Genomic DNA, 14,710 nt, shown 5'->3' with positions numbered 1-14,710 from the left:
GGCGTGATCGCCCGCGAGTGTAGTGGTGCCTGGATCGTCAGGCCGGAACGCCGGTCGAGCCCGCGCGGCGCGATCCCGTCAGGCGTAGTCGGGGGCGCCGGCGGGCAGGGTAAATCGGAACTCCGCGCCGCCGCCGGGGGCGCGCCGCACCGCGATGGTGCCGCCGTGCGCCTCCACCAGGCCCTTGACGATGAACAGGCCGAGCCCGGTGCCGCCGCGCCGGTTGCCGCCGGGGCCGCGCCAGAACTGGCGGAACACGCGCTGGGCCGCCTCGGGCGGGATGCCCTCGCCCTCGTCGCGTACCGAGACGGCGGCCCCGAGGCCGTCCGGCGCGTCCACCCGCTCGATCACGATAGTCACAGTACCAGCGCCGTGCCGGACCGCGTTCTCCAGCAGGTTGCCCAGGATCTGGTCGATCTTGTCCGGGTCCAGCCACATCTCCGGCAGATCGTCGTCGGCGATCAGGCAGAACCGGTCGGCCGGGTCGCCGGCGGCCACCCGCCCGGCGATCACCTTGCGGGCCTCTTCGACCAGGTCGACCACCTGGCGGCGCATCTCCAGGCGGCCGGCCTCGATCCGCGACACGTCCAGCAGTTCGCTGATCAGCCGGGTCACCCGGTCGGCGTCGGCGTTGACCGTCTCCAGCATCACCCGCTTCTGGTCGTCGGTGAAGCGGTGCCACTTGGCCAGCAGGGTGGCGGTGAAGCCCTTGACGCTGGTGAGCGGGGAGCGCAGCTCGTGGGCGACGGTGGAGACCAGGTCGGCCCGATCCCGCTCCTGCCGGGCCCGGCGGGCGGCGTCGCGGAAGCTGACGATGAAACGTTCCACCGCTCCCCCGCGGGAGCGCCGGTACGACGCCGTCACCAGCAGCTCGGTGCCGCCGGTCATGAACAGCGGGTACTCGGGGTGGCGGGTGCGGGTGGCCAGGCCGCCGTAGGGGTCCAGGCACTTCCACCAGTCGCGGCCCTCGGCGTCGTGCAGCGGCAGCACGTCGCGGAAGTCACGGCCCAGCGCGTCCTCGGCCTTGATCCCGGTCAGCCGGGTGGCGGCGCGGTTGAACACCACCACCCGCGCGTTCTCGTCGGCCACCAGCAGCCCGTCGGGCAGTTCGTCGGCCGGCACCCAGGCCGCGTCCCGATCCTGCCCGCGGGGCAGGCCCAAGTCGCGACGGGAACCGGGCATGGGGAGTCGCGACTCGTGCGGGGAGTTCTCGACACCCACCAGCGCCTCCAGAGCACCCGTGAAACGCGGCCTGTCGGTAGTAGAGCCTATAGCCACAGCATGGGGCAGCGGGACCCGCAAAACCCCTTACCGGCAAGGCTTTTCTTCGTTTTCGGCAGACATGCCCGTTTTCGGCGATACCGGGATCAGCTCAGCGAGGAGGTGCGTCCGGCCGCGACCGCCTCGGCCACGGTGCGGTAGCCGGTGAAGACCTTGTCCAGGCCGGTGATCTGGAACAGCCGCCACTGCTGCGGCCGCACCCGGGCCAGGCTGAGCTCGCCGCCGCGAGCGCGCAGTTCGTTGCGGACGCCGACCAGGGCGCCCAGCCCGCCGGCGTCGCAGAAGCCGACTCCGGAAAAGTCCAGGACCAGCCGTCCGCCGCCGCCGGCGGTGGCCTGGCGGCCCAGTTCGCTCAGCCGGGCGCGCAGGGCCCGGACGGTGCGCAGATCGATCTCGCCGGTGACCGCGGCCACCAGCGTCCCGTCGTGCACACCGGTGACCGTCACGGTCAGCTCGGCGCCCCGACCTGCTTCCTCGGGGGGTGGGCAGGCGCCGGCGGTCTTTCCGCAGCGCGCCATGGCCGCCGCCGAGCGCGGCCCGTGATAGTGCGATCGTCGTGAACGCGGCACCTGAGGCGCCTTCCTGTCGTAGTAGAGCATCGTCGCCCCCCTTGTCGCAGCGTCGGCACCGCTCCTTCGGTAACGACACCGGAGGAGATGCGCAGATTCCCTCGCCGTTCCCCAGCCGCCGAGGCATCCGCTCCCTGGTGCAAAGACGACCCCGCCAAGTGAGCCACTGCCAGGTCGTGAAATTCTCACAACCATCCTGGCAGCCCGGACAGCTTTGAAGATCGTTACGGGGAGTCCGGAAGCGGCCAGGGTTTTTGCCGAATGCGGACAACCATTCAGGCCGCTTGGACGTTGTCGGCGCCCGGCGATCAGGAGGGGCGGGCGGAAGAGACCCCGTCCGCCGGGGCGGCGCCGGGCACGGCCCGCCCGGCGCGCTGGGCGCGGGCGGAAGCGTACAGGCACACCGCGGCCGCGGTCGCCAGATTCAGGCTCTCGGCCCGGCCGTAAATGGGGACCCGGACGACATGATCGACCGCGCGCAGGATCTCCTCGGGCAGGCCCCATGCCTCGTTGCCGAACACCCAGGCGGTGGGGCGGTCCAGCAGCCCGCCGTCGAGCGCCGCATCCAGGGTGTGCTCCCCCGCCCCGTCGGCGGCCAGCACCGTCAGCCCGCACTCGCGCAGCGCGCCGATCAGCGTCTCGAAACGGGTGCCGGCCACCACCGGCACGTGGAACAGGCTGCCCGCCGAGGCCCGCACGCACTTGCCGTTATAGGGGTCCACCGACGCGTCGGTGAACACCACCGCGTCACAGCCGGCCGCGTCCGCGGTGCGCAGCACCGTTCCGGCGTTGCCCGGATCGCGCACATGCGCCAGCACGGTCACCAGCGTGGGCGGTGGCGAGAGCGCATCGGCCAGTGACACGTCGACGAAGGTGCACACCCCCAGCAGGCCCTGCGGGGTGACGGTCTGCGCCAGCTCGGCCATGACCTCGCCGCTGACCCGCAGCACCGGCACCCCGGCCCGCTCGGCGGCCGTCACCAACTCGGCGTGCCGGGACTCGGCCTCGGCCGTGGTGAACAGCTCCGTCAGCACGCCGGGCAGTCCCAGCGCCTCCCGCACCGCCTGCGGGCCCTCGGCCAGGAACCGGCGTTCGCGGTGCCGGAAGGTGCGCTTGGCGAGCCGCCGGGCCGACTTCACCCGGGGCGAGCGGATGGAGGTCAGCTCGCGGCCCGCCATGGCATGCGCACTTTCCGTCCAGATGACCCGTCGCCGAACGATCGTCAGGCGGCCTTGGCGTCCTGTGCCGGCAGCGCCTGCTTGGCCAGCTCGACCAGGGTCTTGAAGACCTCGGGGTCATTGACCGCCAGCTCGGCCAGCATGCGCCGGTCGACCTCCAGCTCGGCGGCCTTCAGGCCCTGGATGAACCGGTTGTAGGTCATGCCGTTGGCGCGGGCGGCGGCGTTGATCCGCTGGATCCACAGCCGGCGGAACTGGCCCTTGCGGTCCTTGCGGTCCCGGTAGGCGTAGGTCATCGAGTGGAGCATCTGCTCCTTGGCCTTGCGGTACAGGCGGGAACGCTGTCCCCGGTAACCGCGGGCCCGCTCCAGGACGACCCGGCGCTTCTTGGCGGCGTTGACAGCCCGCTTCACACGTGCCACGTGATGTTCTCCTTTACGCGAGGCCGGAGGCCGGCAGGCCCCCGCCGAGGTTGTCGAAGGTCCTCAGAAGGTCCGAGGGGTGGCTACTTGCGAAGCAGCTTCTTGATCATCTTGGTGTCGGCGTCCGCGACCACGACCCGGCCGGCCAACCGACGGGTGCGCTTGGAGGGCTTGTGCTCCAGCAGGTGGTTGCGGTTGGCGCGGCGGCGCGTCACCTTGCCGGAGCCGGTCAGCTTGAAGCGCTTCTTCGCACCGCTGTGGGTCTTGGTCTTCGGCATGGTCGCCGTCGTCTCCCTCATTCCTCGTCCCGCGCAAACGCGGGGGCATGCACGAATCGGGCGCCCGTCACGGATCCCATGACGGCGCGCCCGTCCGACGCACCGATGTACGTGTCGATCACACCCTGCCGGTTCACCGGCCAGGATGGCGCTCCGGGCACAGCACAACCCGGACGCGCGGTCCCACCGCGCGACCTTGCAGATCAGGTCGCATACGTGGGCGGCGGCCGCCCCGGCCTCAACGGCCGGGGCGCTCAGCCTTCGGCTCGCGCGCGGGCGCGCGCCGCATTGCGTTCGGCCCTGGCCTCCGCCTTCTTCTTGTGCGGGCCGATCACCATGATCATGTTACGGCCGTCCTGCTTGGGCCGCGACTCCACGAAGCCGAGGTCGGCGACGTCGTCGGCGAGCCGCTGCAGCAGCCTGAAGCCCAGCTCGGGGCGAGACTGCTCACGCCCCCGGAACATGATCGTGACCTTGACCTTGTCCCCGCCCTTGAGGAACCGCACCACGTGACCCTTCTTGGTCTCGTAGTCGTGCGGATCGATCTTGGGCCGGAGCTTGATCTCCTTGATGACCGTATGCGCCTGATTACGCCGCGCCTCGCGGGCCTTCATCGCGGACTCGTACTTGAACTTGCCGTAGTCCATCAACTTGGCCACCGGGGGACGCGCGGTCGGCGCGACCTCCACCAAGTCCAGATCGGCCTCACGGGCAAGCTCAAGTGCCTTGACGATGGGCACGATGCCCACCTGTTCGCCGTTCGGACCGACGAGCCGGACCTCGGGCACACGAATGCGCTCGTTGATACGCGGTTCGGCGCTGATGGGACCTCCTTGGGGCGTCGTGTTGGTCTGTGTCCTGAGCCGACCGGTCGCACCCGAGGGCCCTCATAACGAAAAGCCCCGCACGACTCACATGCGGGGCCACCATCGGTCGCCTCGGCGGCTTACGCCGCCAAAGCTCGGGGACCGCCCACGCCGCCGCTGCGACGCGGAACCGTCCGCCGGACCGATGACCCTCCGGCCGCCTGGCCGGACAGGTGGGAGTGGCCTCCGCTTGAGCACCCGGATGCTGGTCGCCTCCGGGTCGGTCAGCGCATAACACTATCAGGTTTATTCCCACTCTACCTCATCGGCGTCTCGCCGAGGAGGCCCCGTGCGGGCCGGCGCTAACCGGCGCGGGCGGCCAGTTCGGCCTCTCCGGCCGCCCGCATCGCCTCGACCGGGACGTCCCGGCGGCCGGTCATCATCTGCACCTGGCGGACGGCCTGGTGCAGCAGCATCGGGAACCCGCCGACGACCGTGCCGCCGGCCCGCTGTACGGCCTTGGCCAGCTCGGTGGGCCAGGGGGCGTACACCGCGTCGAACACCGCCGCGCCGCAGCCGGCGACCAGCTCGGCATAGGGGTCGGCGGCCCGGCCCGGCAGGGTGGAGGCCACCAGATCGGCCGGCAGGACCTCGGCGAGCCGGTCGAGGGTGACCACCTCGACCTGCAGTCCCAGCCGCAGCCCCACCTGGCGGGTCTCGGCGGCGCGGCTCACCCGGCGCACGGCCAGCGTCGCCGAGCGCAGGCCGAGTTCGCTCAGCGCGGCCAGGGTGGAGGCGGCGGTGGCCCCGCCGCCCAGCACCACCGCCGAGCGGGGCGCGCGTACGCCGGCCTCGGTCAGCGCGGTCACGATGCCGTACACGTCGGTGTTGTCGCCGAACCTGCGCCCGTCCCGCCAGACGATCGTGTTGACCCCGCCGACCGTCTCCGCCAGCTGCGAGGCCTCGTCCACCAGTTTCAGGGCGGTCCGCTTCAGCGGCATCGTCAGCGACAGGCCCGCCCACTCGGGGCCGAGGCGGTCCAGCAGGGGCGCCAGGCCTGCCTCGTCGCACTCGATCGCCTCGTACGTCCAGTCGGTCAGTCCCATCGCCGCGTAAGCGGCGCGGTGCAGCACCGGCGACAGCGAGTGGGCGATGGGCGAGCCGAGGACCGCTGCGCGTGGCACTCAGCCGCCTCCGTTCTGCTTGTTGCGGTTGTACTTGGCCACCAGGCGGTCGTGCTCCTCCTGGGTGCGGGAGAACTCGGTGATGCCCTTCTCCGGGTCGGTGGTGACGAAGTAGAGCCAGCCGTCGTTGGAGGGGGCGAAGACCGCCTCGATGGCCTCGGCGCCAGGGTTGCAGATCGCGCCGGGAGGCATCCCCCGGTGCCGGTAGGTGTTGTACGGGCTGTTGGAGGCCCGTTCCTCGCCGGTGGCCTCGATCCCGAAGGTGCCGTTGGCGTACTTGGTGGTGCTGTCCATCTGGAGCAGCATCCCCTTCTTGATCCGGTTGAAGATCACCTCGGAGATCTTGGGCATGTCGGAGGACTTGCCGCTCTCGGCCTGGATGATGCTGGCCATCGTGATCACCGTGCCGGGCTTCATCCGCGCCTCCTTGGCCCTGGCCTCCAGGTCCAGGTCGTCGGCGGCCTTGTTGAAGCGCTCGACCATCATCTTCAGGATGGACTCGGCGTTGCCGTTGGGGTCCAGGTCGTAGCGGCCGGGCCACAGGTAGCCCTCCACCTTGCCGCCGGCATAGGGCGGCAGCGGCAGCCCTCTGGGGTTCTTGACCACGGCGTGGAAGTCCCGCTTGGGGATGCCGGTCTTGTCCGACAGAAGCTCGATGACCTTGGTGACGCGCAGCCCTTCGGGAATGGTGATCTGGGTGCCGGCGCGGGACTTGGGGTCCAGCAGCAGGGCCAGCGCGGCGGCGGCCGACATCTTCTTGCGCATGGCGTAAAAGCCCGGCTGGATGCTCGCCGCCCGCGGGTCCTTGTCGGCCACCTTGCGGTAGGCCTTGCTGCTTTTGATCACGCCGGCGGCCACCAGCCGCTCGGCGATGACCTGGCCGGTGTCGCCCTCCTTGATCTGGACGGTGACCCGGCCGGTGCCCTGCCCGGTGTAGTCGGGGACGGCCAGGCGTTTCTCCAGGGCCAGCAACCCCAGCAGCCCGCCCCCGCCGAACACCGCCACCAGGAAGGCCAGCGAGAACATCACGGCGGCGCGACTGTTGATCTTGCGTCGGCGCTGCCGCTTGCGGGCCGCGGTCTGCGCCTGCCGCTCGTACTGCTCGTCGTAATGGCCCTCGTAGCCCTCGTAGCGGTCGTCGTAGTGGCCGTCGTAACGCTCGTCGTAATGCCCGTCGTAGCGTTCGCCGTAGTGGCCTTGATAACGGTCGTCGCGATAGCCGTCGTGGTACCCGTCGTAGTACCCGCCATGATCCTCATAGCGGTCGTCGTAGCGGCCCTCGTAACGGTCGTCGTGACCGACGTAGCGGCCGCCGCGCGGGCCGCGCCGGCCCCCCGATGCGGGGTCTTCGAAGAGATCAAGGTCGTTCATGAGCTTCCCCGGACGATCTCGCCGGGCGGCCGTCCCGTCAGGCGTTCCCCGTCCAGGGCCGCCTGCAGCAGGACGGCGGCGGCGGCCTGATCGACCACCTGACGCCGGGCTTTACCGCGCACCCCCGACCGCCGCAGCTCCGCTTCGGCGGTGACGGTGGTGAGCCGCTCATCGTAGAGCCGGACGCCCCCGTCCGGCAGCAGCTGCGACAGCCGCCCGGCCAGCGCCTCGGCGAAGCGCCGGGCCTGGGCGGCGGCAGGACCCGAGCGGCCCGACAGCGAGGTGGGCAGGCCGACGATCACCTCAACGGCCTCATGCTCGGCCACCAGCTCGGCGATCCGGTCCAGGTCGCCCTTGCCCCGCCGGACGGTCTCCAGCGGAGTGGCCAAGATCCCGGCGGGGTCGCTGCGCGCCACCCCGATGCGGACGCTGCCGACATCGATGCCGAGCCGCACGCCCGGCCTCACGTCGGCATCACCGCCTCGGGCCCGCCGGGCGTCCGGCCGCAACAAGGTCCGTACACATGACGAACAATACGGGCAAAGTCCCGAACGGGGTTCGGGATCACGCGGAAACGACGGCGTGCTCGACGGCCGCCAGCGCCTTGTCGATGGCCGTCGGGTCGGCGCCGCCGCCCTGGGCCAGGTCGTCCTTGCCGCCTCCGCCGCCGCCGAGGGCCTTGGCCGCCACGCCGACCAGGGCGCCGGCCTTCAGGCCCCGCTCGCGGGCGCCCTCGGTGACCGCCACGACCACCACCGGGCGGTCCTTGGGCACGCCGGTGATCAGCACCACGGCGGGCCGGGACGCCAGCCGTCCCCGCACATCCAGCGCCAGCTTGCGCAGGTCGTCGGCGGTGGTGCCGTCGGGGGCGCGGTGCGCCACATAGGCGATGCCGTCGATGTCCTTGGCCGAGTCGGCCAGCGAGCCGGCCACCGCCAGCACCTGGGCCGAGCGCAGCCGCTCCAGTTCCTTTTCGGCCTCGCGCAGCCGGCCGATCACGGTGGAGATCCGCTCCGGCAGCTCCTCCTTGCGGACCTTGAGCTGTTCCGACAGCTGGGAGACCAGGACGCTCTCGCGGGCCAGGAAGCGGAAGGCGTCGATGCCGACCAGCGCCTCGATGCGGCGGACCCCGGCGCCGATGGAGGACTCCCCGAGCACCTTGATCAGCCCGAGCTGGCCGGAACGGGCCACGTGGGTGCCGCCGCACAGCTCCCGGGAGTAGTCGCCGACCTCCACGACCCGGACCTCATCGCCGTACTTCTCCCCGAACAGCGCCAGCGCGCCCATGGCGCGGGCCTGCTCGATGGAGGTGGTGAAGGCCCGCACGTCCAGGTCGTCCACCAGCACCGCGTTGACCTCGTCCTCCACATCGCGCAGCACGCTGGGCGGCACCGGCCCGGCGGAGGTGAAGTCGAAGCGGAAGCGGCCCGGGGAGTTCTCCGAACCGGCCTGGGCGGCCGACTCCCCCAGCGCCCGGCGGAACCCGGCGTGCACCATGTGGGTGGCGGTGTGGGAGCGGGAGATGGCCCGGCGCCGCTCCACGTCGATCTCGGCGAAGGCGGTGTCGCCGGCCTGGGCCTCCCCGGCGCGGACCTTGCCGCGGTGCACGATCAGCCCGGGCAGCGGGGACTGCACGTCGTGGACCTCGATCTCGGCGCCGCCGCCGGTGCGGATGCGGCCCTGGTCGGCCAGCTGGCCGCCGCCCTCGGCGTAGAAGGGGGTGCGGTCCAGCACCACCTCCACCTCGGTGCCGGCGCCGGCCGCCGGGACCGAGGCGCCGTTCACCAGCAGCCCCACCACGCGGGCCTCGCCGGTGACGTCGTGGTAGCCGAGGAAGTCGACCTTGCCGCCGGCCCGGTCCAGCAGCTCGCCGAGCACCGAGACGTCCAGGTTGCCGGTCTTCTTGGCGGCCGCGTCGGCCTTGGCCCGCTGCCGCTGCTCCTCCAGCAGCCGGCGGAAGCCCTCTTCGTCCACCGACAGGCCCTGCTCGGCGGCCATCTCCAGGGTCAGGTCGATGGGGAAGCCGTAGGTGTCGTGCAGGGTGAACGCCTGGGAGCCGCTGAGCACCTGCTTGCCGGCGCGCTTGGTCTCCGCCACCGCGGCGTCGAAGATCGCCGTGCCGGTGCGCAGCGTCTGCAGGAAGCGCTCCTCCTCGGCGTCGATCACCGCGTGGATGTTGGCGGCGGTGCTGATCAGCTCGGTGTACTGCTCGCCCATCGCGGCGATGGCCACCGCGGTCAGCTCGTGCATCAGCCCGGCGTCCTGGCCGCCCAGCAGCCGCAGGTTGCGGATGGCGCGGCGCAGCAGGCGGCGCAGCACATAGCCGCGGCCCTCGTTGGCGGGGATGACGCCGTCGGCGACCAGCATCGTCCCGGCGCGCACGTGGTCGGCGACCACCCGCAGCGAGACGTCGGCGCGGCGGTCGCGGCCGTAGCGGGTGCCGGTCAGCTCGGCGGCCTTGTCCAGGATGCGGCGCAGCGTGTCGGTCTCGTAGATGTTGTCGACGCCCTGCAGGATGGCGGCCATGCGCTCCAGGCCCATGCCGGTGTCGATGTTCTTGGCCGGCAGCGGCCCGGCGACGTCGAAGTCGGTCTTGCTGCGCACCGCCGACAGCTGCTCCTGCATGAAGACGAGGTTCCACACCTCCAGGTAGCGGTCCTCGTCGGCGATGGGGCCGCCCTCGCGTCCGTAGGCGGGGCCGCGGTCGTAGTAGATCTCCGAGCAGGGGCCGCCGGGGCCGGGCACGCCCATGTGCCAGTAGTTGTCGGCCAGGCCGCGGCGCTGGATCCGCTCCACGGGGATGCCGACCTTGCGGTGCCAGATGTCGGCGGCCTCGTCGTCATCGAGGTAGACGGTCACCCACAGCTTGTCCTCGGGGAAGCCGAAGCCGCCGTCGGAGACGGGGCGGGTCAGCAGCTCCCAGGCGTAGGGGATGGCGCCTTCCTTGAAGTAGTCCCCGATGGAGAAGTTCCCCAGCATCTGGAAGAACGTGGCGTGCCGGGTGGTCTTGCCGACCTCGTCGATGTCGGGGGTGCGCACGCACTTTTGGGCGCTGGTCATGCGCGGCGCGGGCGGGGTGCGCTGGCCCAGGAAGTACGGCTTGAACGGGACCATCCCGGCGGGGACCAGCAGCAGGGTGGGGTCCTCGGCGACCAGGCTGGCCGAGGGCACGACCGTGTGCCCCCGCTCCTCGAAGAACGCGAGGAAACGGCGTGCGACCTCTGCCGACTCCATCTCAGTGGCCATCCTTGTCTTCGTCGATGATGATGTATCGGGCGTTGAGGATCCGGCGCGGCCGGGGGGCCTGCGGCGGGTGCAGGTCGGCCTCGATGGCCTCGCGCAGCTGCTCCTCGCGGGCACGGGCCTCATCCCGCACGTCCTGCAGGAACAGCCATACCCGCTCGCGGGCGTCCAGCGCCCGGCCGGCGGCCCGGCCGGCCAGGCTCTGCGGAGTCAGCTGCCGGGTCATCCGGGTGACCTTGCGGGTGACCCACACTCCGGTGCCGGCGCCGACGGCGAGCCAGAACATGCGTCTCATCGGCGCCCCCTGCCTTCGGCGGCGCGGCGGGCCGGCAGTTCGGCCCGGGAGGAGCGCCGGGTGGTGTCCCTGGTGTACCCCAGGGCCTTGCGCACCCCGTAGGAGAAGGCGGCGGCTTTGATCACCGGACCGCCGAACACCGAGGAGACCACCGTGGTGACCGCCGAGACGTTCTGGGTGATCCCGGCGGCCTGCCGGGTGATGACGTCGGTGCGGCCGAGCTGCTCGTTGGCGCGGCGCACCGCCACGGTCATGTCCTCCAGCAGCGGAGCGGCCCGATCGGTCAGGTCCGACACCAGCTCGCTGGTCTCCCTCAGCAGCCGGGCCAACCGCAGCAGCGCATAGGCCAGGAAGGAGACCAAGATGGCCCAGAACAGGGCCACGATCAGGCCTGCCAGCTGTTCTGCAGTAAGCATCCGGATTTTCCGTTCGCGTCGCCGTCCGTCTCCCGGCCAGGTGCGGTGTTGCAGACCCTACCGCGCTCCCGGACGGTGGCCGTACCGGGTTTCCCCGCCGCGCGGCGTGCCGCGCGCCCTGCGCGAAAGCCGCGTCACGTTCCTACCGGCAGGTTAGCCGGTCCGGGCGGCGTTCATGGCCCACCCGGGGGTGTTGCGGCGTGCCCGCGGGTGACGTTTCCGCGACGTTTTCCGCAAGGAACGGCCGTCACCTGCCGTCGCGGGGGCCGCGCAGCACCGCGCGGATGCGTTCCAGGACCTCTGAGAACCTGGCCTCGGCGCCGTGCCGGGTCGGCCGGTAGTAGCGCCGGTCGCGGACGGTGTCGGGGGCGTACTGCTGGCGCACCACGCCGCCGGGGAAGTCGTGGGCGTACTTGTAGCCCTCGCCGTGGCCGATGCGCGCGGCGCCCTTGTAGTGGGCGTCGCGCAGGTGCGGCGGCACCGGCCCGGCCAGTCCCTTGCGGACGTCGCCGATCGCCTGGTCGATGGCGGTGATGACGGCGTTGGACTTGGGGGCCAGCGCCAGGTGGATCACCGCCTGGGCCAAGTTGATGCGGGCCTCGGGCAGTCCCACGAATTCCACGGCGTGGGCGGCGGCGACGGCGGTCTGCAGCGCGGTGGGGTCGGCCATGCCGACGTCCTCGCTGGCGTGGACGATCAGCCGCCGGGCGATGAAGCGGGGGTCTTCCCCCGCCTCCAGCATCCGGGCCAGGTAGTGCAGGGCGGCGTCCACGTCGCTGCCGCGGATGCTTTTGATGAACGCGCTGATGACGTCGTAGTGCTGGTCGCCGTCCCGGTCGTAGCGGACGGCGGCCCGGTCCACCGCCTTCTCCAGCACCGCCACATCGATGGTGGCCTTCGCCGCATCGGCCCGGCCGGCCCCGGCGACCAGCGCGGCGGCCTCCAGGTAGGTCAGGGCGCGGCGGGCGTCCCCGCCGGCCAGGCGGACCAGGTGGTCTGCGGCCTCGTCGGTGAGCGCCACGGCGCCGCCCAGTCCCCGTGCGTCGGTCAGCGCCCGCTCGATCACCCGGCGCAGGTCTTGTTCGCTCAGCGGCTGCAGCGTCAGCAGCAGGGAGCGGGACAGCAGCGGGCTGATCACCGAGAAGAAGGGGTTCTCGGTGGTGGCGCCGATGAAGGACACCCAGCGGTTCTCCACCGCCGGCAGCAGGGCGTCCTGCTGGGCCTTGTTGAAGCGGTGCACCTCGTCGACGAACAGGACGGTCTGCCGGCCGGTCATGCCCAGTTCGCGGCGGGCCGTCTCGATCTCGGCGCGGACTTTTTTGACCCCGTCGCTGACCGCCGAGATCTCCACGAAACGCCGCCGGGTGACGCCGGCGACGACGTAGGCCAGCGTGGTCTTGCCGGTGCCGGGCGGCCCCCACAGCACCAGCGACATCGGCGCGTCCCGGTCCACCAGCTGCCGGATGGGCGTGCCGGGGCCGAGCAGATGCTCCTGGCCGATCACCTCATCCAGGCCCCGCGGCCGCATCCGGACGGCCAGCGGCTGCCGCTCGGCGGGCAGGGCCGGGGCGGGATCGGCGGGCCGCTCGCCCGGCGCGTCGAAAAGGCTGTCCGGCTGTGCCGGGTCGACCCTGGACATGTGTTCGAGGCTAGCGGCCGGTGCCCCCTTTTTTCGGTCATCGCCGGGTCTTGGGCGCAGTGGCCGGTGCCCTGCGACGGGGAGAGCCCGTTGGGCGAAGTCATGAATTTTCCCGTTTGACGAAGCTCTCCCGGCTGCGCCTGTGCTATCCAAAGGTTCCGGGAACGTCCTGTTTGCTCTGGACGTTGGGCAGCCCCGGAGGTGGAAGACCGGCGTGAGGGCGACAGGCATGAGAGGCCAGCGGGTCCCGCACGGCGTGGCGGGCCTGCTCGTGGTCCTCTTCGCGCTCACCGGGGTGGCGTTCAGCTACGGGCTGGGCGGGCACGCACCCCCGCCGACGCCGTGCGTCCTGCACGCCCTGTGGGCCGGGGACTCCGGCCCGGCCACCGTGGGCGTCCACGCGCCGGACGCCCAGGAGCAGGCGCAGACCCCGCCGCTGCAGCCGGGCCCGGCCGACTTCGACTCCTGCCTGTCGCTGGCGGTGCTGCTGACCCTGATGGTGCTGGGCCTGGCGGCCATGCCCAGGCCGCTGGGCACGCGCCCGCGCCGGTTCGGATGGACGCTGAGCCCTCCGGTGTGGGCGCCGCCGCGCCCGCGTTCCCTGGCGGTTCTCCAGGTGTTGCGGCTGTAGGCCGACCCCAGGTGCGGCCGTGACGGCCGCGTGGTGTTCCGAGCCCGATCAGCCGTCTTTGAAGGGAACTTTCGTGTCCAAAAGCGCCAGGAACCACCAAAAGAGGAACAACCCTCTCGTCCAGTCCGGCCCGCCCTGGGGTGCGATCGCCTTCTTCACCGTCATCGGCGTCATCGTCACCGCGGCCGTCGCCTTCGCCGCCTGGCAGGCGTTCAAGCCCGTCGAGCCCATCGCGGGGCTGATCGAACGGGACGGCCTGGAGCGCGGCCACGTGACGACCAAGATCGAATACGACACCAACCCGCCCATGGGCGGCAAGCACAACGCCGTCTGGCAGAACTGCGACGGCCGGGTCTACGACCAGCCGCTGCAGAACGAGCACGCGGTGCACTCGCTGGAGCACGGCGCCGTGTGGATCACCTACCGGCCCGGGCTGGACTCCAAGGCGCTCGGCAAGCTCAAGGACCGGGTGAGCAACACCGACTACACGATGCTGAGCCCGGTGCCGGACCAGGACTCCCCGATCGTGCTGACCGCCTGGGGCAAGCAGCTCAAGACCGACGACGCCGACGACGACCGCATCGACGCGTTCCTGCGGGCCTACGTCAAGGGCCCGCAGACCCCGGAGCCGGGCGCGGCGTGCATCGGCGGGAAGGACACGCCGTGAGCGGGGCCGCGCGGGCCGAGACGGCCGAGCACGAAGAGGGCGTGGAGAACGCCGCCCCCGCCGCGCCGCGCGGCCGGACCCTGTCGCTGGTGCTGGCGGGGCTGGTGGTCCTGATCGCGGTGGCGGTGGTCGCGGCGGCGGCGCTGCGGCCGTCCGTTCCCGGCCCCGACAGCCCCGAGGCGGGGTTCGCGCGGGACATGAGCACCCACCACGCCCAGGCGGTGCAGATGTCGTTCATGATCCGCGACGCCAGCGACGATGAGAAGATCCGGACGCTGGCCTACGACATCATCACCACCCAGTCCGCGCAGATCGGGATGATGACGGCCTGGCTGGACGCCTGGAAGGCGCCCAAGGTCGACCCCAAGGGGCCGATGCGGTGGATGTCCGGGCACGGCGGGCACGGCGGCGGCTCCGGCGCCGCGATGCCGGGGATGGCCACCGACCAGCAGCTGAAAGAGCTGGAGAGCGCCGAGGGCAAGGACGCCGAGGTGCTGTTTTTGAAGCTGATGATCGCCCACCACCGCGGCGGGGTGGAGATGGCCGAGGCGGTGCTGGCCCGCACCGACCGTGAGGAGGTGGAGCGGCTGGCCCGCACGATGGTCGAAGGGCAGAGCGCGGAGATCGAGCTGATGACCTCCATGCTCCGCGAGCGCGGGGCGGCCTGAGCCGCGGCGCGCCCGCAACACGGCGGCCTCGCCCTTTCCCAGGGCGAGGCCGCCGTCGCATG

General features: G+C 71.6%; 16 protein-coding genes. 3 read left to right on the top strand and 13 right to left on the bottom strand.

Annotation, left to right across the window (positions count from 1 at the left end; all coding sequences use genetic code 11):
* Positions 1-78: 78 nt before the first annotated feature.
* The 13 genes from TCUR_RS10605 to TCUR_RS10545 form a co-directional block, all read right to left on the bottom strand.
* Positions 79-1,182, bottom strand: coding sequence for a sensor histidine kinase (locus TCUR_RS10605; protein WP_052305483.1), 1,104 nt, complete (start codon positions 1,180-1,182; stop codon positions 79-81).
* 185 nt (positions 1,183-1,367) lie between these two features.
* Positions 1,368-1,799, bottom strand: a complete 432-nt coding sequence (locus TCUR_RS10600) for an STAS domain-containing protein (RefSeq protein ID WP_083789834.1) — start codon at positions 1,797-1,799, stop codon at positions 1,368-1,370.
* Positions 1,800-2,158: 359 nt separating this feature from the next.
* Positions 2,159-3,028, bottom strand: a complete 870-nt coding sequence (locus tag TCUR_RS10595; RefSeq protein WP_012852492.1) for a TrmH family RNA methyltransferase — start codon at positions 3,026-3,028, stop codon at positions 2,159-2,161.
* A gap of 44 nt (positions 3,029-3,072) precedes the next feature.
* Positions 3,073-3,450 (bottom strand): 50S ribosomal protein L20, encoded by a 378-nt coding sequence (gene rplT, locus TCUR_RS10590; protein WP_012852491.1) that lies wholly within the window; start codon positions 3,448-3,450, stop codon positions 3,073-3,075.
* Positions 3,451-3,533: 83 nt separating this feature from the next.
* Positions 3,534-3,728: a 50S ribosomal protein L35 gene (gene rpmI, locus TCUR_RS10585; RefSeq protein WP_041439516.1), complete on the bottom strand. Its 195-nt coding sequence runs from the start codon at positions 3,726-3,728 to the stop codon at positions 3,534-3,536.
* A gap of 254 nt (positions 3,729-3,982) precedes the next feature.
* Complete coding sequence (gene infC / locus TCUR_RS10580; RefSeq protein WP_281055208.1) at positions 3,983-4,534, bottom strand: translation initiation factor IF-3; 552 nt, start codon at positions 4,532-4,534, stop codon at positions 3,983-3,985.
* Between the two features lie 362 nt (positions 4,535-4,896).
* Positions 4,897-5,718, bottom strand: coding sequence for a shikimate dehydrogenase (locus tag TCUR_RS10575; protein ID WP_012852488.1), 822 nt, complete (start codon positions 5,716-5,718; stop codon positions 4,897-4,899).
* Positions 5,719-7,089, bottom strand: a complete 1,371-nt coding sequence (gene mltG, locus TCUR_RS10570) for an endolytic transglycosylase MltG (protein ID WP_012852487.1) — start codon at positions 7,087-7,089, stop codon at positions 5,719-5,721. It abuts the gene before it with no gap.
* Entirely contained in the window at positions 7,086-7,556 is a 471-nt protein-coding gene (gene ruvX, locus TCUR_RS10565) for a Holliday junction resolvase RuvX (protein ID WP_041439515.1), read from the bottom strand. The genes mltG and ruvX overlap by 4 nt, the downstream gene beginning before the upstream one ends.
* 97 nt (positions 7,557-7,653) lie before the next feature.
* Entirely contained in the window at positions 7,654-10,323 is a 2,670-nt protein-coding gene (gene alaS / locus TCUR_RS10560; RefSeq protein WP_012852485.1) for an alanine--tRNA ligase, read from the bottom strand.
* Position 10,324: 1 nt separating this feature from the next.
* Positions 10,325-10,627, bottom strand: a complete 303-nt coding sequence (locus TCUR_RS10555; protein WP_012852484.1) for a hypothetical protein — start codon at positions 10,625-10,627, stop codon at positions 10,325-10,327.
* Positions 10,624-11,043, bottom strand: coding sequence for a DUF948 domain-containing protein (locus tag TCUR_RS10550; protein WP_012852483.1), 420 nt, complete (start codon positions 11,041-11,043; stop codon positions 10,624-10,626). The genes TCUR_RS10555 and TCUR_RS10550 overlap by 4 nt, the downstream gene beginning before the upstream one ends.
* A gap of 247 nt (positions 11,044-11,290) precedes the next feature.
* Complete coding sequence (locus TCUR_RS10545) at positions 11,291-12,682, bottom strand: replication-associated recombination protein A (protein ID WP_012852482.1); 1,392 nt, start codon at positions 12,680-12,682, stop codon at positions 11,291-11,293.
* A 229-nt stretch (positions 12,683-12,911) separates the two neighbouring features.
* Here TCUR_RS10545 and TCUR_RS10540 point away from each other — a divergent pair, with 229 nt between their 5' ends.
* The 3 genes from TCUR_RS10540 (at position 12,912) to TCUR_RS10530 (ending at position 14,648) form a co-directional block, all read left to right on the top strand.
* A complete protein-coding gene (locus TCUR_RS10540) occupies positions 12,912-13,313 on the top strand; it encodes a hypothetical protein (protein WP_012852481.1) in 402 nt (133 codons plus the stop codon).
* A 73-nt stretch (positions 13,314-13,386) separates the two neighbouring features.
* Positions 13,387-13,980, top strand: a complete 594-nt coding sequence (locus TCUR_RS10535) for a thioredoxin-like domain-containing protein (RefSeq protein WP_012852480.1) — start codon at positions 13,387-13,389, stop codon at positions 13,978-13,980.
* Positions 13,977-14,648 carry a DUF305 domain-containing protein gene (locus TCUR_RS10530; protein ID WP_012852479.1) on the top strand — a complete coding sequence of 224 codons (672 nt, stop codon included), beginning with the start codon at positions 13,977-13,979 and terminating at the stop codon, positions 14,646-14,648. The genes TCUR_RS10535 and TCUR_RS10530 overlap by 4 nt, the downstream gene beginning before the upstream one ends.
* Positions 14,649-14,710 lie beyond the last annotated feature (62 nt).

This window comes from Thermomonospora curvata DSM 43183, from assembly GCF_000024385.1.
Classification (GTDB): domain Bacteria; phylum Actinomycetota; class Actinomycetes; order Streptosporangiales; family Streptosporangiaceae; genus Thermomonospora; species Thermomonospora curvata.
The sequence above is the reverse complement of the archived record's forward strand: the minus strand, read 5'-3'. Positions and strand labels throughout refer to the sequence as shown.